Source organism: Denitrificimonas caeni DSM 24390, from assembly GCF_000421765.1.
GTDB lineage: Bacteria > Pseudomonadota > Gammaproteobacteria > Pseudomonadales > Pseudomonadaceae > Denitrificimonas > Denitrificimonas caeni.
In genome coordinates this window covers 14,827-31,162 of sequence record NZ_ATXQ01000009.1, presented here as the reverse complement: position 1 = coordinate 31,162, position 16,336 = coordinate 14,827, and the positions used below count along the sequence as shown (strand labels likewise).

The following is a 16,336-nucleotide window of genomic DNA, read 5'->3' as shown; positions in this document are numbered from 1 at the left end:
AGCTATGCCACCCCTTTTTTGCCACTTAGTAGCGGTAAGTTTCTGGCTTGTAAGGGCCGTCAACAGCAACGCCAATGTAATCGGCTTGCACATCAGTCAGGCGGGTTATCACCCCACCAAAACCTTTGACCATTTCTAGAGCAACTTCTTCGTCGAGTTTTTTTGGTAGCACTTCAACGGTTAACGCTGCAGCTTTTTGCTCAGCATTTAACTGGGCGAATTTACGCTCAAATAAGTGCATTTGCGCGAGTACTTGGTTAGCAAATGAGCCATCCATAATGCGGCTTGGGTGACCAGTAGCGTTACCGAGATTCACTAAACGACCTTCTGATAACAGAATCAAGTAATCGTCATTACGTGGATCGAACTTGCCAGCACCGGTGCGGTGAATTTTGTGCACCTGTGGCTTAACTTCTTCCCACGCCCAGTTTTTGCGCATAAATGCGGTGTCGATTTCATTGTCAAAGTGACCAATGTTGCAGACCACTGCACGTTTTTTCAGGGCTTTAAGCATGCCTGCATCACAGACATTGGCGTTACCTGTAGTGGTGACGATCAAGTCGATTTTGCCTAGCAGCGCTTTATCAATGCTGGCGTCGGTGCCGTCATTGTTACCGTCGATGTACGGTGAAACCAACTCGTAACCGTCCATGCAGGCTTGCATCGCGCAAATTGGGTCCACTTCAGAGACCTTAACAATCATGCCTTCTTGATTCAGCGATTGTGCTGAGCCTTTGCCCACATCACCGTAACCGATAACCAGAGCTTGCTTGCCTGACAGTAGGTTGTCAGTACCGCGCTTGATCGCATCGTTGAGGCTATGACGGCAACCGTATTTGTTGTCGTTTTTGCTTTTGGTGACGGAGTCGTTAACGTTGATGGCTGGTACTTTCAAAGTACCTTTAGCCAGCATGTCCAGCAGACGGTGTACGCCAGTGGTGGTTTCTTCAGTCACACCGTGAACGTTGTTCAATACTTGCGGAAAACGCTCGTGAAGAATTTCGGTTAAATCACCACCGTCATCCAAAATCATATTGGCATCCCAAGGCTGACCATCTTTAAGGATGGTTTGCTCGATGCACCAGACGTACTCTTCTTCAGTTTCGCCTTTCCAAGCAAACACTGGAATACCTGCAGCAGCAATCGCCGCAGCGGCTTGGTCTTGGGTTGAAAAGATATTGCAGCTTGACCAGCGCACTTCTGCACCTAACTCCGTCAGTGTTTCAATCAACACTGCGGTCTGAATGGTCATGTGGATGCAGCCGAGAATTTTCGCACCTTTAAGTGGCTGCTCGCCAGCGTATTTAGTGCGCAAAGCCATTAGGGCTGGCATCTCAGATTCAGCAATAATAATTTCACGACGGCCCCAGTCGGCCAGTGACATGTCAGCAACTTTATAATCAGTAAAACCAGCAACAGCGCTCATAAAATGAGTTCTCCATTCGTAATTAGCGAATGGGCGCCGTTTGCAAATATGCAGTTGTCGAGACAACTGGAAGGCAACTGTTTCGAGCCTGACAGGAGAATCCTGCTGCAGCGCCCCTCGAATCTGTTGGTCACCACGGTTAGGCCTTGGTGCGGCGCTGATTATAGCGAGGCTTTGCTATTTGCCCAATAGCTAAGTGTTGAAGAATTGCTTTTGTCTTGAGTTATTTGTATTAAAGTGGCACTTCAACCTATAAAAATAATGAAAATAATGAAAGCAGGAGTGATTATGACCATTGCGTATTGGTGTGTTCTGGCAGCCATTATGTTGCCTTACGTTTCAACAGTCTGGGCGAAAGCCAGTGCTGGAAACTTTACCCCGAAAGACAATCATGATCCGCGGGCATTCTTGGCAACCGTACAAGGCGTATCTAAACGAGCTAATAATGCCCAGCAGAATGGTTTTGAAATCACTCCGGCGTTTGCTGCAGCGGTGATTATTGCGCATCTGGCCGCTGGCGCTGAGCAAGGACTGCTGGATCAGCTGGCAATAGCGTTTGTCTGCAGTCGAGCATTGTATACTCTGTGCTATATCGCCGATTGGGCAGTACTGCGCTCTCTGGTGTGGTTTGTTGGAGTCGGTTTGATTGTCAGTTTGTTTGTTGTGGCTGCCTAAGTTTGCCGAAGCTTATTCATTAGTTGTCCTAGCTGTTGCATCGCTTGCTCGCTACGCTCATCCCAAGGGTGGCCGTAGCTCAGGCGAATACAGTTTTTAAAGCGCTGAGTTGCTGAAAAAATAGGCCCCGGCGCTAAGCTGATACCTTGATGTAAGGCTTGCTGGAACAAGGTTAGAGAATCAATATTGTCTGGCAGTTCAAACCACAAGAAGTAACCACCTTGAGGTCTAGTGACGCGTGTTCCAGCTGGGAAATAGCGCTCAGCAGCATTCAGCATGGCGGCTTGTTGGTTTTCTAAAGCATGGCGTAGACGGCGCAAGTGCAAGTCATAGCCGCCATGTTGTAAATAATCAGCTAAGGCGGCTTGAGATGGGATAGCGGGTGAAATCGTCGTCATTAGACGTAGGCGTTTGATCTGCTCAGCAAAGCGTCCGGCCGCGACCCAGCCCACGCGATAACCCGGCGCTAAACATTTTGAGAATGAACTGCAATGCATGACTAAACCACTGCGGTCATAACTTTTGATCGAGCGTGGCGTAGTGCTGGTGAAATACAGTTCTGCATACACATCATCTTCAATGAGTGGCACTTGATATGTGCGAATAAGTTCGTAGAGCGCCTGCTTTTTCTCTTCATCCATGCTCGCGCCAATGGGGTTCTGCAAGCTGCTCATCAACCAGCATACTTTGATTGGCAGGCTGGCCAGAGCAGTTTTTAAACTGGCTAAATCAATCCCTTCACGCGGATGCACGGGTATTTCTACTGCTTTGAGTTGCAAGTGCTCAAGCATTTGTAAACAGGCGTAAAACGCCGGTGCTTCAATAGCAACTAAATCACCCGGCGCAGTGGTGCATTGCAAACATAAGCTGAGCGCCTCTAAAGCACCATTGGTAATAATCAGTTCATTGGGTGGTAAAAACATACCGTTGTGGCTGTAACGCAAAGCAATTTGTCGTCTTAGATTGGGATTGCCATCGGTCATATCACTAATAATGGCGTGTGCTGGCATCGTTTTCATGCTGCTGGATAGGCTGCGAGCCAAGCGTGCCAAAGGAAACAGTTCTGGGCTTGGAAAAGCGGAGCCGAAGGGAACAGTGCTAGCATCGCGTAAAGAATCCAAAACCGAGAAAATTAGCTCACTGACACCCACTTCATGGCTTTCAATATGTTGCTGGGTGATTTGTGGTTCATCTAAACGTTGCGCGCTGTGATTGCAGACAAAATATCCAGATCGCTCTTTGGCGCGCAATAAGCCTCGGCTCTCTAGTAAGTAATAGGCTTGAAAAACAGTAGAAGGACTGACGCTATAGGTGCGACTGGCTTGGCGGATCGACGGTGCTTTCTCACCATGAGCGAGTACGCCGCTGTGAATCAGTTGAGTGATTTCTGCTGCCAGTTTTTCATAGCGCTTCATAAAGCGAGTTCCATACTTGCAAGTGTTGTGCGCTTAGCGCACTAAGGGTGCAGTGAAATTACTTGAGCTGCTGCTGGAAATATTAGCTTGGCTGGTGCTGGCAACGGTAAAGGTGAGTGGCGTTACTCCACCGGCAGCTGTATCGAGTTGGCTGACGGTGACGGCTACTGTAGCAATTTCACCTGCGCTTAAGTGCACTTTGTTGGGCGCGCTGAGAGATAAACTGTCCGAGCCTTGCATGCTGATTTGGTACTCCTGAGAGGTTTGAGTTTTATTTATAATTTTTAGCAGGTACATGTTTTCAATCTGACCAGCATTGTTTTCACGAAACATGAGGCGGTCTTTGCTGACATCTAAAGAAACTAAAGAACGGCTATCTAAACCCCAATACAAACCGCCCAACATCAGTATTAAAGTGGCCGCGTAGCCAAGTAAGCGCGGGCGCAACCACTGAGTTGATTGGCCGGCTAAGGCGCGCTCTGAAGTATAGCTAATGAGGTTGGGCGCATAGCCCATCTGCTGCATCACGTCGTTGCAGACATCGACACACGCGCCGCAACTGATACATGCCAACTGCAAACCATCACGAATATCAATCCCGGTTGGGCATACCTGCACGCATAGTGTGCAGTCGATGCAGTCACCTAGGTTTAGAGCTTTGGGGTCGCTGGCTTTTTTGCGCGCCCCTCGGTTTTCACCCCGTTGCGCGTCATAACTGACTAATAAAGTACTGTCATCGAACATTACACTTTGAAAGCGCGAGTAAGGGCACATATGCAAACAGACTTGCTCACGTAGCCAGCCCGCGCTGATGTAGGTCGCGCTGGTGAAAAAGGCTAGCCAAAATAAGCTTAATCCACCTACGCTGAAATTGAGAAGATCAAGGCTTAATTCGCGAATTGGGGTGAAATAGCCTACGAATGTTAATGCGGTAACGGCGCTAACAATCAACCACAGACTGTGTTTGGCCGTTCGACGGAGAATTTTTTGCCATGACCACGGCGCCGCATCCAGTTTAATCCGCTGGTGGCGTTCACCTTCTGTAAGGTGCTCAATGCGTAAAAATATCCAGGTCCAAACACTTTGTGGACAGCTGTAACCGCACCAAATACGACCCGCCAGTACGGTAAGGAAAAACAACCCAAAAGCACAAATAATCAATAAAGCCGATAACAAAATTAAATCTTGCGGCCAAAACGTAGCGCCGAAAATATAAAACTTACCGCCGGCTAAATCCCATAGCACCGCTTGGCGTCCTTCCCATTCAAACCATACAGTGAGAAAAAACAGCGCTAAGAGAGCAGCGGTGCTGTACAGCCTGATATTTCTAAACATGCCTTGATAGCTGCGCGTAACAATGCTTTTGCCAAAAGATGAGGGTGCTTTTGCAGTTACTTTAGGGTCGATTTGCTGTACTGGAATACGTTGACTCATGTCGAGTCCTCTGGCGATGAAGAGCAGACCTGTATCATCCAGCTAACCACAAATGAGTAACAGCAGCAGATTTTTAAATAAACATAGGATCAGATGCGGTTTTGCGATGTTTTTTCATTTAGGTTGGCGCGGGCGCTTGGTTTGTCGCTAAGAAACACAGATACTTGGCGCTCTTTAACTGGCATCAGGCAGCGTTCTGATCAATAATTTTATCGGATTAAAACGGGTGAGTGTGTGCTAAAGCGTGGTGTATTGTTGGCAGTGGTATTAAGTCTGGGCGCGTGCGGTGGTGTTGATCCCAACTCTCCATTAGGTAAGCGTAAAGCGATTTTTAAAGAAATGCTCAGCGTCAGCGAAGATTTAGGAGGCATGCTGCGTGGTCGTATTAAGTACGATGAAACCCTGTTTGTAGAAAAAGCAATACAGCTTGATACCTTGTCGAAAACGCCTTGGCAGCATTTTCCTAGCATCAAAGAAGATGAGAAAACTTCAGCCCGTGATGATGTTTGGCAACAGCAAGAACGCTTTCAAGAGCTGGCGCGTGAATTGGAAGGCACAACTGCGCGTTTAGTGGCGAGCACGACACAGCCACCATTGAACGAAAGTGTCTTGACCTTGCGTGTGCAAGCAGTTGAGGATGCCTGCGAGTCTTGTCATAAAGAGTTTCGCGCTTATTAATCCAGAGTGTTGCTGAGCGCTCGTGCCGCAATGGCCGAACGCTCAACGATCTGCGGCACACCTAATGCAGTGTGCGAAACGATTCCATTAACGCAGGAATGCCTGGGAACATACCGATGCCTGCCATCACTGTACAGAGCACAATAAATACAATGGATGGAATAACCCAGCGGTCGGTACGGGTCATGTTCTGTCCGCGTTCTTTGTCACCAATGATGCCAATATTGTCCAGTAGTACGGTTAGCGACCAACCGAATACTGGGTTTACTAGCGCAGATGAGAAAATCACAATCGCGGCTGACTGCGAGGTTTTGCCTTCGCGGGTCATTTGCATCCCGGCTTCGAGCAAGGGCAAGTAAACACCCACGATCAGCGCCACGCTCAGTACTGGCGGCCAGATTGCTAAGTCCATTGGGTAACCCCAAACCGCAGCAACCACACAGAGTAAGCCGGTTAAAACTGCGCCCGCTGGGATCGGTCGCTTAGCAATCGCCGCCGGAACAATATAAGTGCCCCATGATGACGCGATATTACCGCCACCTAAAGCGGTACCAACGACTTGCCGCGCTGCCGCCACACACATGGTGTCATCAATATTCATGATGACTTTTTTAGCGTTTCTTGGGTAGTTGAGGTGCTGGAACGCGCGGTGTCCTAAAAAGTCTGGTGACCACATCGCCACGGCCAATACCGCAAAAGGTGCTACTGCAATAAAATGGTGCAGTTGCGGTAAACCGAGTTTCCAGCCTGTATCGTCACCCCACCAGTACGCAGGATTGAGGTTTGGAAGGCCAGGTTCGGTGGTGAATTCAAATGGCGCACCTAGAGCAAAAGCAATCACTGCCGCCAGCACTGCACCGAGAGGAATAGCCAGCCAACGCTTACCAATATGCTCTAAATAGGCATACATAATAATAGTGGCCAATACCACGGCGAAGGCGACATAGCCCATGTCAAAGCCATCGGCCCAAGTGTATAGGCTTTTAATTTGCGAGGTCATGCCAATAAAGCCTAAAAACAGCAGTAATCCCCCACAGACACCATCACTGGTCAGCCTCGCCAGTAAACTTCCTCCTTTAAATACGCCGAGTACAAAGCCCAAAACACCGATCATAATTCCTAGTGCCATTGGGTGGCCGCCAGAGGCCACAATAATGGGTACCAGAGGAATAAGAGGGCCGTGAGTGCCAGCTAAGTTTGCTGTAGGAATCAGTACGCCAGAAAAAATAACCACGAATAATAGCGCGGCAATTAGCATTTCATAGCGGGCGTTTTCAATTACAAAGGCATTGGAAAGACCTAAAGGAGCCGCAAAGGCTGCGACGATAGCTGCGACCATGACAATTTTACCAATGGTCGCTGCCATCGCTGGCACCCAGTCTTCCGCTTCGAAACGGTAGTCGCGATAAGGTAAATTGATGCGCCAACGGCGTGGCGACATAATGCTCAGTTCATGCTCTAAATAAGCTTGACGAGAGGCAAACTCGCTACGTGGACGATGCAGTTCACGGTAGCTTTTAGAATCTTCATTTACCATTTTGTTGCTCTTTTGATGTATGCGTCAGACAAAAAGACAGGCGCAAAGTACTACTGCGCAGTAGTGCGATGAAAAAGACTGTCTTGCCAATGTTTCTTATTTTTATGAGGGGCGCAAAGGCGCAGATGAATGCTGCGATGAACTGCAGCCTAATTAAGCGCGCGTATCATGGATATTAATTTAGGCGGCCGCAATACGCCTTTTGGAGAATGTTTTATTGAATCATGCTGCGCTTGCTAGCAAAAGCGCAGCATGATTGGCTGATTAGAAACCTTCTACTTTGTGGTTCTGTAGGTCCAAAGCAGCCGCTTGCACAGCGGGGTGCTGGAAAAAAGCATAGAGATTTTTTGCTTGAGTTTGGCTGAAATGGCGTTGTTGCCAGTCTTGTTCTGAGAGTTGCGCGAGGCTTTGCCAGTCATCACTGGCTTTTGCGCTTAGCGCGGCCGGTGCGCCAAGCGCCTTGAGCCAGAGATTAAAAGGCTGGCGCTTAGCCTGATTAAAAGCCTGAGCTGTTTGCACGCTGCGCTTCTTGGCAAAGCTCGGTAATTGTTCTAAATCGTCGACAGTTAGGGCCAGCCAATCGGTGATACGACTGACCTGCTGAGCATCAATCAGTGCTTGCCAGGTTTTTGCCGCAATGCCGCGCATATTTAGATTCTTTTTGTTACTCAGCCAATTAAGGCGGGCGAGAAATTGCTGTTGGCATTCTGCGCTGGCTTGCCAGCAGCTGAGTGCATGGTAATTTTCTTCGATAGGAAGCTTGATTATTTGCTGTTGCGGGCTGCGCCAAACCACTTCTTTAAGTTGTGGAATGGCATGCCCAGACAAAGCAATCGCAACATGGTCACCGCGACTGATCGAGAGCTTTTTTAGCTGTGCCAGCGAGCCTAGACTGACTTTGCGAATGATTTTGTCATCTAACTGCACTGCTTGCAGCTGGGCGATAGGCGTGATGCGACCACTGCGGCCGATGTTAAATGTCACCTCAGAGATACTGGTCAGTGCTTGCTGCAGTGGATACTTCCACGCCACCGCCCAAAACGGTGGATAGCTACTGCGCGGTTGTTGAATACTACGTAAACTTTGTTTGATCACCACGCCATCAGTGGCGAAAGGGAGCACAGATTTGTACCAGTGCTGACGCCAATGCCTGGCTTCGGCAAAGCTCTTGATGGGTTGGCTGTAGATAGCGCTTTCGCTAAAGCCCAAACGTTGCAGTTCATTTAAGCGCTCCTGCATAGCGGTTGGTCCATCCGGCCATTCCCAAACAAATATACCAATGGTTGCACCGTCGCTTGCAGTTAATCTGCTGCGATTGAGCAGTCCAGCCACTTGAGAACGCGCATTGTTACCGCCATGCTGTGCTTGAATATGTTCGGATTGGCGCAAGTAAAGCTCACCTTGCAAGGTTATCTTGGCCGCTTGAGTGCTTAACTGTTGCGGGACTGCGCTAATAACTTGGGCGTGCATCAGCCAGCTTTGTCCGGCTAAGCCATCGCCACGACTGAGCATTTGCGTGAGTTGTCCGTGCTCATAGACGAGGGTCACTGCGACGCCATCTACTTTAGGCTGCACCCACAGTTCGTCACGCTGCTTGATCCAGCGCTGCAATTCGATTTCATTGAGTTTTCTTAAGCCGCTTTGACTGAAGGGTAGTTGACGATTACCGCGAGCAGTGTTCAGAGCGGTTGTCGCAGGTTCAATGTCTGACGAATTGGCAAAACAGACTTGCCAGCTCAGCAGTTGCTCTCGCGCTTGATCATAGAGTTCATCGTCGATCTTGGATTGACCATCGCGGTGGTAACTACGATCCCAGTCAGTTATTTGTTGCTGCAGTGTGTTGATTTCTTGCTGAGCCTGTTCTGCATTCCAATCGGGACAATCGGCCGCAGCAGGTGGGGCGAGAAAAAGTGTGCTGATAAAGACGAGGGCAGGTAACCTGTAGCTAAACATATTAAGCATCCTTGCTGGTTATGTGTGCCTGTTTAATATAGTCAAGAATTGGCCAATGTCTTGATTAAGCTTCAGTTAAGACTCGCGCGGTAGACTCCAGCACAGGATCTTTAGAGGCGAAGGTGATGAAAAAAATAATGTACGCAGTGGCACTGTTGGTACTCGCCGCTTGGGGCATGACAGTACTTGGACACAACCCATCGATGGATGTGTGGTGGTGGCGTAAGCAGTTGATCTTTGTCACTGGGCTGGGCTCTTTTGTTTTGATGTCGCTGATTATGCTGCTTGCGATTCGGCCGCGTTGGCTGGAAAAACGCTTACATGGTTTGGACAAAATGTACCGTTTGCATAAGTGGGCGGGGATCTGGGCGATTGCTTTGGCGCTCAGTCATTATTTATTGGACCTGTCGAAAGACTTGCTCTTGGTGTTTTTTGAGCGAGGCGTCAAAGAACCGCGTATTGAAACCTTTTTAGAAATGTTTCGCGGTGCCGCTAAGGATCTTGGTGAGTGGTCGGTGTGGATACTCGGCATCATGCTGGTAATTACCTTATGGCAGCGCTTCCCCTATCACATCTGGCGTTATGCGCATAAAGCACTGGCGGTTATTTATCTTGTGATTGCTTTCCACGGTGTGGTGTTAGCGCCTGCTGGTTGGTGGACAGGGCCGGCCGGATTATTGCTAGCCGTATCAACGATTATCGGTGTGTATGCAGCGTTTATTGCCTTGACTGGGCAGATTGGTCGTGCTCGTCGTTATCAAGGCCATGTTTTAAGCGTAAAACAGCACAAGGGTGAAGTGCTGGAAGTGACCTGTCAGCTACCGAAAAGCTGGACGCACAAACCTGGACAGTTTGCCTTTCTGACGTTTGATCGTTTTGAAGGCGCGCATCCTTTTACCGTGTGCGGTGCTGACCAAGGTAATGGTCAGGTCACTTTTGCGATTAAGGCGTTGGGTGATTACACCACTCGTCTGCAAACAGAATTAGATGCCGGCCGCTCTGTTGCTGTGGAAGGGCCTTATGGTTGTTTTGATCTGCAACTGGGTGGTAAAGACGAGCAAGTTTGGATTGGTGCCGGGATTGGTGTGACGCCTTTTATTGCTTGGCTGCAAGCATTGCAAGCCACACCGCAGCACGCGCCGAAGGCCACCCTGTATTACTGCGTGAATAATGCCCAAGAAGCATTATTTGCAGAGCAGTTGCAACATCTGGCGGCTAACTTACCAAGTATTACTTTGCATCTGCATTACAGCGATCAGCAGGGACATTTATGTGCTGAGCAGGCCTTACAGGCGCAATCAGCCAAGACCCAAGTCTGGTTTTGTGGTCCACAAGGTTTTGCCGATGCTTTGCAAAAGGGCATGCAGGAATTAGGCTGCCCAGCCCGCAACTTCCATAAAGAGTATTTCCAAATGCGCTAAGCAGGCGGTGTCTGCGGGAAGGTGTCTGTTGGCTTTATTGCTGCCTACGTGCGTTGCACGTGGGCGGCTTATTTTGTGCAGAGGGTAGTGTTGCTTGCGCTAAGAGCGTAGTCGCGGGCATGGCCCGCTCGTACAAGGAGTGGGGTCTGTCATTGGCTATTCTGGTTCTATACTGCACTGGGAGCGCGGGCGGCCCGCCCGCAATTGAGCCCAGCAATCTAACCCTGCCAAAAACAGCACGCGCAAGCCTCCGTATGAGCGAGTCATACCCGCGACTGATCCTTGCAGTATTAATCTCCGACAGAAGTATTATTTGGAAAGCTTAGAGCGGTATAGCCACTCAATATCTGGGTAATCAGCAAAGGCTTGCGGGAATAAATATTCGCCGCTGAACATTGGTGCGTTAATTTTTTGCCAAGCAGGTTGGAAAGGCTTCTTTGTATGCTGCAAGGCATCGACCAGTAGCGTCGTGCAATACAAGTGCGGATGACTGCGATCGGCTAACACAAAGGGCTTGCGCAGCTGTTTCGATAACCATAGCGCAGCCTGCTGTTGTTCTTCTGCGCGGACAAACGTAGGTCGTGCAATCGCAAAGCTGCCAGCCAATTGTGGGTCTATAAATTCGTTTAGTGTTGAGCTTAAAACTTGGTTGCTACGCTGTGGATCATCATCGGTAGTGGCGTGCACTATTATGGGTTCGGGGTGCAGGCTGACGACCATACCGATGTGTGAAAAATCGCTGTTACTCAGCGTTTGGATGAGATGACTTTCTCTGGATGTGCCTGAGCGAAATACCCAGTCACCGACTGCTAAAGGTGGCAGCTCATGGGTCGGTAGCGCAGTGCGAGCAGCTGGAGTTTGAGCGATATACAACGTAGCGCTCAAACCCAGTGTTGCGGCAAGCAATAGCGTAATAGATAGAGTGCGCGACCCTCTATGGCTAAAAACTTTCAGCATGCCGTGCTCGCAATTCTGACGTTGCAGATTTTACAGTGAGACTTTCCAGCCATCTTTGGTATCGACCAAGACAATGGTTTCTTCTTTTTTCGGCGCGTTATCTTTTTTGTAGTGAATCGTTGCGGCCATGGTGGCGCGGGTTTTCTCAGCATTGTATTCAGGCTTTGAATACGTCACTTCTTTCACGCCGCCTTGACTGATAACTCGTGTGCTGGCTTCTGCGAGCATCATGGTGAGCTTGCCGCGCATTAATGTTTCTTGGTCTTTATGGGCATCGGCGGGAATGTATAAAGTGTTCATCAGGCCATCAATATCATTGGCCAGCACAGCATTAATATACTCTTTAGCAACTTTTTCTGGCGAGTTGCTGGATGAGCAAGCAATCAGCAGAGCTGCGGTAAGTAGCATGAACAAGCCGTTGCGTAGTATTTGCATGATTAATCCTTTGAGTGAAGAAAATACGGACAGAAAGTATAGCTGTAGTCATCTGCGGCTTGAGAGAATTGTTCGCACTTTTCTTGCGCTGGGCTAGGTTTTTTGTGCGATCTGCTAGCAGTCTTAAAAAGAAGTAATGACGTACTGCGAATATTTTACTAGACGACTGGTCTAGTTTTGATTATTCTAACAATCATGAAAACGACTTATACCGATACCCGCCAGCATTTACTCGAAATCGGCCATCAAATTATGGCTGCTAAAGGTTTTTCTGGTGTGGGCTTAAATGAAATCCTGCGCACTGCCGGTGTGCCTAAGGGTTCGTTTTATCACTACTTTGCATCGAAAGAATTGTATGGCCAAGCGGTACTTGAGGCTTATTTTTCTACTTATTTAGATGCACAAAAGCTACGTTTTAATGATTCGCGCACACCTGCAGCCGAGCGTTTGTTAGGCTATTGGCAGCAATGGTTGCTATGCAATAGCAGCGCGAGCGATGATCAAAAATGTTTAGTTGTGAAGTTAAGCGCAGAAGTCGCTGATTTATCTGAAGCGATGCGCTTGACCTTGCGTGATGGCACTGACAAGGTCATTGCACAACTCGCAGACTGTATACGTGCTGGGCAAGTGGATGGTTCATTGACTGTTACAGATGCAACGGCAACCGCAGTGATGCTCTATCAATTATGGTTAGGTGCCAGTTTATTGGCGAAATTGCATCGTAATAGCTTGCCAATGGAGCAAGCGATGCAAATGACCCGGAAGGTTTTACTGAATTAGTGACAACGCATGTGCCTGCAGCAGGTAGGTATTTTTGCATTAAAAATAGACGACCGGTCTAATCTATTGGTCGTCGTGACCACTCAACAGGAGTTACTTATACATGCTTAATTTTGATTTTTACAACCCTACCCACATCAGCTTTGGCAAAGGCCGTATCGCTAAACTCGACAGTTTCGTGCCCGCCGATGCCAAAGTAATGGTGCTGTATGGTGGGCAAAGTGCGCAACGCACAGGCACCTTAGATGAAGTGAAAGTAGCACTGGGTGAGCGTCAGGTGCATTTGTTTGGCGGTGTTGAAGCCAATCCAACCTATGAAAAACTGATGGAAGCCGTGCAGATTGCTCGCGATGAGAAGATTGATTTCTTATTGGCCGTTGGTGGTGGTTCAGTGATTGATGGCGCTAAGTTTGTTGCCGCCGCTGTGCCTTATGCGGATGAGCCTTGGAATATTTTGCTCAGCGGTGGCAGTGATATCAAAGCAGCGCTGCCAATAGGGACAGTATTGACCCTCGCGGCAACTGGTTCAGAAATGAATAACGGCAGCGTCATTACCCGTAAGTCTTTGCAAGCGAAGCTGCCGTTCCATAGCAACTTAGTCTTCCCGAAATTTTCAATTTTAGATCCAGCCAAAAGCTTCACTTTGCCTGAGCGCCAAGTCGCCAACGGTGTGGTTGATGCCTTTGTGCATGTCATGGAGCAATACTTAACTTATCCAGTCAATGCGCCGGTGCAAGACCGCTTTGCTGAAGGTTTGCTGCAAACATTGGTTGAGCAAGGTCCATTGGCGCTGAGTCAGCCTGATGATTATGACGTACGTGCCAATCTGATGTGGGTTGCTACTATGGCCTTGAACGGTTTGATTGGTGCAGGTGTGCCGCAAGACTGGTCAACGCACTTAATCGGCCATGAGTTTACTGCGTTATATGGTCTTGACCATGCGCAAACCTTAGCTGTGATTTTGCCTTCAATGATGCACGAGCGTCGCGTCGCCAAGCGCGAGAAGTTATTGCAATACGCTGAGCGTGTGTGGAATCTGCGTGACGGTGATGACGAGCAGCGTATTGACGCTGCGATTGAAAATACGCGTGCGTTTTTTGAAACCCTTGGCGTGAAAACCCGTCTGAAAGATTATGGTCTTGAGCAAGCGGCCGTTGACGCGGCACTGAAACAACTCGAACAGCACGCAATGACAAAGTTGGGCGAGCATCAGGATATTGATCTGGCGGTGAGCCGTCGGGTGCTTGAAGCCAGTCTTTAATTGTATTTCTAGGAGTTCTATATGACCCAATCTACTCAGAGTAATCGCCGTGTCGTTCTGGCTTCGCGCCCGCATGGTGCACCAACGCCAGCTAACTTCCGTCTTGAAGAGCAAGCCATTCCGACCCCAGCAGACGGTCAGGTGTTGCTGCGTACAGTGTATTTATCCCTTGATCCGTATATGCGTGGTCGCATGAGTGATGGCCCATCCTATGCTGAGCCGGTCGCCGTTGATGGTGTTATGGTCGGCGCTGTGGTCAGCCGTGTGGTGGAGTCAAAACATGCAAAATTTGCCAAAGGTGATTGGGTCTTAGCCAATAGCGGTTGGCAAGATTATGCGCTCAGTGATGGCACAGATTTAATGCCGCTTGGCCAAGCACCGAAAAATCCATCTTGTGCTTTGGGTATTCTTGGCATGCCAGGCTTTACCGCCTATATGGGTTTGCTTGATATTGGTAAACCTAAAGCAGGTGAGACCCTTGTGGTGGCGGCAGCGACTGGGCCGGTTGGCGCTACCGTTGGGCAAATCGCTAAGATCAAAGGCTGCCGTGTTGTGGGTGTTGCTGGCGGGGTTGAAAAATGCCGTTACGCGGTTGAAGTGCAAGGTTTTGATGCCTGTATTGATCACCATGCGCCAGACTTTGCTCAGCAATTGGCGCAAGCCTGCCCGCAAGGCATTGATGTGTACTATGAGAACGTTGGCGGTAAAGTCTTTGATGCCGTCCTGCCGTTACTCAATACCAAAGCACGTATTCCAGTCTGCGGTGTCATTGCCAACTATAACGCGACCGCTTTGCCACCAGGTCCTGATCGTTTAGCGCTGCTGATGAGCACAATCTTGATCAAGCGCTTAACCGTGCAAGGCTTTATCATTTTTGATGATTATGCGCCGCGTTATCCAGAGTTTAGTGCCGATATGCAAAAATGGTTAGCTAACCAGCAAATCACCTATCGTGAAGACCTTGTAACCGGGCTCGCCAATGCACCAGAAGCCTTTATTGGCTTATTACAGGGCAGTAATTTTGGCAAATTAGTGATTCAAGTTGGGCCTGAAGAGCAGTAATTAGCAGCTTTAGAGCGAGTGGTGAAGTACAAGCAGGTATGCCTTTTTGTGCTTCACTGCACTCATTACTGCAGTTAGCGTTGTGCTGTGATTTTGGATATTAAGACAGACTATATCGGTGATGGTAATCTCGTCTGAAGCCAAACTTTAGTGACAACTATGAAGACTCTTTTAGATAAGCACACAGCAAAAACCGAGCAAGCCTTCAGAGCTATTGCTCATATGCCAACCGCAAGTCTGCGAGTTCTAATGGATGATGACTTTTCCTCACACTTAACTGATGCTGATTTCATGGCTATCGCTGTGTTGCTGGCGCAAAAAAGTTATGACGAAGGTGGTTGCCCAATTGGTGCGGTGATCGTTAATAACGCGACCAACAAAATCATCGGCAAAGGCCATAATACCCTGACTCAAGAAAACCACCCTTATAATCACGGCGAAACCTCCGCGATTCGAGATGCAGGCCGTATTGATTTTAGCCAGACCACCCTCTATACCAGCCTCTGCCCCTGTGTTGTCTGTGCCACGCTGGTGTATATGCGTGGTTTTAGCCGCGTGGTGGTTGGAGATATCACTAATGCCTTGGGTACTGAAGCGTTGTTGCAGGAACAAGGAGTGCAGGTGGATATCTTAGAAGACCAACAAGGCATTGAACTGTATGCTCGTTTTCGCGCAGAAAAACCTGAGCAAGATTTGGAAGACTGGCAGGGGTTGAGTGCGGTGCAAAAGTAGTTCGCAAAAACAAAGCTTGAACTATGGTGTTGTTCGCTTTTGTTATTGATCTTCTAGTAAGCTCGTGCTGAATTTTTGATTAATTTTTTAGGTATAGCGCAGATGGATCATGTGCCAGCGTTCAAAGGTAGAAAGTTATTAATTTTGCGTTTAGTTGCTATCGCGATGCTTATAGCCATGGCCAATAATGCCTACATTGGATATACAACAGGAATCATTATTCTAGGTACGCGGCGTTACTCATTCGTAATCCCAAGCGATTATCTTTGGCTTGGCTTTTTATTTTTGGCTTTGACATCAGCGGTAGCTATTCTTCTTATTTTTATTAATTACCACGCTACTCAAGCCTTCAAAATATTATCAAAAATATTTGGTGGAGCGTGGTTTTTAGCGTTTGCAGGTTGCTACCTGGTAGATATAACTACTCGCTAAACTTGCTCTTGATACACCCAAAAAGCTTCTGCTTATAGATGACTATGTTCGCGATGATATCAACCTGTTTTCAAGGATGGGTTTAGAGTTAAAGCTTGAAACAAGCTTTGAAAAATCAGCTAAAAATAGATAGTTAAT

15 protein-coding genes and 1 riboswitch are annotated in these 16,336 nt (G+C 48.4%); of the genes, 8 read left to right on the top strand and 7 right to left on the bottom strand.

Annotated features, from left to right (window positions below):
• Positions 1 to 25 precede the first annotated feature (25 nt).
• On the bottom strand, positions 26 to 1,426 hold the full coding sequence (ahcY, locus tag H591_RS0112240; RefSeq protein ID WP_022967253.1) for an adenosylhomocysteinase: 1,401 nt from the start codon (positions 1,424 to 1,426) through the stop codon (positions 26 to 28).
• A 24-nt stretch (positions 1,427 to 1,450) separates the two neighbouring features.
• Positions 1,451 to 1,551, bottom strand: a riboswitch (S-adenosyl-L-homocysteine riboswitch).
• Between the two features lie 163 nt (positions 1,552 to 1,714).
• Here ahcY and H591_RS0112235 point away from each other — a divergent pair.
• The gene (locus H591_RS0112235) at positions 1,715 to 2,101 is read left to right on the top strand and encodes an MAPEG family protein (protein WP_022967252.1); all 387 of its coding nucleotides are present in this window, start codon (positions 1,715 to 1,717) and stop codon (positions 2,099 to 2,101) included.
• Here the strand turns inward: H591_RS0112235 and H591_RS0112230 are convergent.
• Positions 2,098 to 3,516, bottom strand: a complete 1,419-nt coding sequence (locus tag H591_RS0112230; RefSeq protein ID WP_022967251.1) for an aminotransferase-like domain-containing protein — start codon at positions 3,514 to 3,516, stop codon at positions 2,098 to 2,100. The two genes, H591_RS0112235 and H591_RS0112230, sit on opposite strands and share 4 nt — an antisense overlap.
• 33 nt (positions 3,517 to 3,549) lie before the next feature.
• Complete coding sequence (gene ccoG, locus H591_RS0112225; RefSeq protein WP_022967250.1) at positions 3,550 to 4,950, bottom strand: cytochrome c oxidase accessory protein CcoG; 1,401 nt, start codon at positions 4,948 to 4,950, stop codon at positions 3,550 to 3,552.
• A 234-nt stretch (positions 4,951 to 5,184) separates the two neighbouring features.
• Here ccoG and H591_RS0112220 point away from each other — a divergent pair, with 234 nt between their 5' ends.
• Positions 5,185 to 5,628: a c-type cytochrome gene (locus H591_RS0112220; RefSeq protein WP_033421133.1), complete on the top strand. Its 444-nt coding sequence runs from the start codon at positions 5,185 to 5,187 to the stop codon at positions 5,626 to 5,628.
• Between the two features lie 61 nt (positions 5,629 to 5,689).
• Here H591_RS0112220 and H591_RS0112215 read toward each other — a convergent pair whose 3' ends face one another.
• Together H591_RS0112215 and ligB are read right to left on the bottom strand one after the other, a co-directional pair.
• On the bottom strand, positions 5,690 to 7,165 hold the full coding sequence (locus H591_RS0112215; RefSeq protein WP_022967248.1) for a DUF3360 family protein: 1,476 nt from the start codon (positions 7,163 to 7,165) through the stop codon (positions 5,690 to 5,692).
• A gap of 264 nt (positions 7,166 to 7,429) precedes the next feature.
• Positions 7,430 to 9,118, bottom strand: coding sequence for an NAD-dependent DNA ligase LigB (gene ligB, locus H591_RS0112210; protein WP_022967247.1), 1,689 nt, complete (start codon positions 9,116 to 9,118; stop codon positions 7,430 to 7,432).
• Positions 9,119 to 9,243: 125 nt separating this feature from the next.
• On the opposite strand from ligB, the gene H591_RS0112205 reads away from it, so the two are divergent.
• Positions 9,244 to 10,539, top strand: coding sequence for a ferredoxin reductase family protein (locus H591_RS0112205; RefSeq protein WP_022967246.1), 1,296 nt, complete (start codon positions 9,244 to 9,246; stop codon positions 10,537 to 10,539).
• A gap of 309 nt (positions 10,540 to 10,848) precedes the next feature.
• Here H591_RS0112205 and H591_RS0112200 read toward each other — a convergent pair whose 3' ends face one another.
• Together H591_RS0112200 and H591_RS0112195 are read right to left on the bottom strand one after the other, a co-directional pair.
• Positions 10,849 to 11,496, bottom strand: coding sequence for a C40 family peptidase (locus tag H591_RS0112200; RefSeq protein ID WP_156853217.1), 648 nt, complete (start codon positions 11,494 to 11,496; stop codon positions 10,849 to 10,851).
• A gap of 30 nt (positions 11,497 to 11,526) precedes the next feature.
• On the bottom strand, positions 11,527 to 11,931 hold the full coding sequence (locus tag H591_RS0112195) for a DUF4878 domain-containing protein (protein WP_022967244.1): 405 nt from the start codon (positions 11,929 to 11,931) through the stop codon (positions 11,527 to 11,529).
• Between the two features lie 195 nt (positions 11,932 to 12,126).
• Here H591_RS0112195 and H591_RS0112190 point away from each other — a divergent pair, with 195 nt between their 5' ends.
• The 5 genes from H591_RS0112190 (at position 12,127) to H591_RS0112170 (ending at position 16,198) form a co-directional block, all read left to right on the top strand.
• Positions 12,127 to 12,711, top strand: a complete 585-nt coding sequence (locus H591_RS0112190; protein ID WP_022967243.1) for a TetR/AcrR family transcriptional regulator — start codon at positions 12,127 to 12,129, stop codon at positions 12,709 to 12,711.
• 103 nt (positions 12,712 to 12,814) lie between these two features.
• Positions 12,815 to 13,972 carry an iron-containing alcohol dehydrogenase gene (locus tag H591_RS0112185; RefSeq protein WP_022967242.1) on the top strand — a complete coding sequence of 386 codons (1,158 nt, stop codon included), beginning with the start codon at positions 12,815 to 12,817 and terminating at the stop codon, positions 13,970 to 13,972.
• Between the two features lie 21 nt (positions 13,973 to 13,993).
• Positions 13,994 to 15,034, top strand: coding sequence for an NADP-dependent oxidoreductase (locus H591_RS0112180; protein ID WP_022967241.1), 1,041 nt, complete (start codon positions 13,994 to 13,996; stop codon positions 15,032 to 15,034).
• A 159-nt stretch (positions 15,035 to 15,193) separates the two neighbouring features.
• The gene (locus tag H591_RS0112175) at positions 15,194 to 15,766 is read left to right on the top strand and encodes a nucleoside deaminase (RefSeq protein WP_022967240.1); all 573 of its coding nucleotides are present in this window, start codon (positions 15,194 to 15,196) and stop codon (positions 15,764 to 15,766) included.
• A gap of 102 nt (positions 15,767 to 15,868) precedes the next feature.
• Positions 15,869 to 16,198 carry a hypothetical protein gene (locus tag H591_RS0112170; RefSeq protein ID WP_022967239.1) on the top strand — a complete coding sequence of 110 codons (330 nt, stop codon included), beginning with the start codon at positions 15,869 to 15,871 and terminating at the stop codon, positions 16,196 to 16,198.
• Positions 16,199 to 16,336 lie beyond the last annotated feature (138 nt).

Excerpts from the sequence above, each read along its gene's own strand:
- ahcY (WP_022967253.1), bottom strand. The coding sequence starts at position 1,426 with ATGAGCGCTGTTGCTGGTTTTACTGATTATAAAGTTGCTGACATGTCA.
- H591_RS0112175 (WP_022967240.1), top strand. The coding sequence starts at position 15,194 with ATGAAGACTCTTTTAGATAAGCACACAGCAAAAACCGAGCAAGCCTTC.
- ligB (WP_022967247.1), bottom strand. The coding sequence starts at position 9,118 with ATGTTTAGCTACAGGTTACCTGCCCTCGTCTTTATCAGCACACTTTTT.
- ccoG (WP_022967250.1), bottom strand. The coding sequence starts at position 4,950 with ATGAGTCAACGTATTCCAGTACAGCAAATCGACCCTAAAGTAACTGCA.
- H591_RS0112235 (WP_022967252.1), top strand. The coding sequence starts at position 1,715 with ATGACCATTGCGTATTGGTGTGTTCTGGCAGCCATTATGTTGCCTTAC.
- H591_RS0112180 (WP_022967241.1), top strand. The coding sequence starts at position 13,994 with ATGACCCAATCTACTCAGAGTAATCGCCGTGTCGTTCTGGCTTCGCGC.
- H591_RS0112195 (WP_022967244.1), bottom strand. The coding sequence starts at position 11,931 with ATGCAAATACTACGCAACGGCTTGTTCATGCTACTTACCGCAGCTCTG.
- H591_RS0112230 (WP_022967251.1), bottom strand. The coding sequence starts at position 3,516 with ATGAAGCGCTATGAAAAACTGGCAGCAGAAATCACTCAACTGATTCAC.
- H591_RS0112190 (WP_022967243.1), top strand. The coding sequence starts at position 12,127 with ATGAAAACGACTTATACCGATACCCGCCAGCATTTACTCGAAATCGGC.
- H591_RS0112205 (WP_022967246.1), top strand. The coding sequence starts at position 9,244 with ATGAAAAAAATAATGTACGCAGTGGCACTGTTGGTACTCGCCGCTTGG.
- H591_RS0112170 (WP_022967239.1), top strand. The coding sequence starts at position 15,869 with ATGGATCATGTGCCAGCGTTCAAAGGTAGAAAGTTATTAATTTTGCGT.
- H591_RS0112185 (WP_022967242.1), top strand. The coding sequence starts at position 12,815 with ATGCTTAATTTTGATTTTTACAACCCTACCCACATCAGCTTTGGCAAA.
- H591_RS0112200 (WP_156853217.1), bottom strand. The coding sequence starts at position 11,496 with ATGCTGAAAGTTTTTAGCCATAGAGGGTCGCGCACTCTATCTATTACG.
- H591_RS0112215 (WP_022967248.1), bottom strand. The coding sequence starts at position 7,165 with ATGGTAAATGAAGATTCTAAAAGCTACCGTGAACTGCATCGTCCACGT.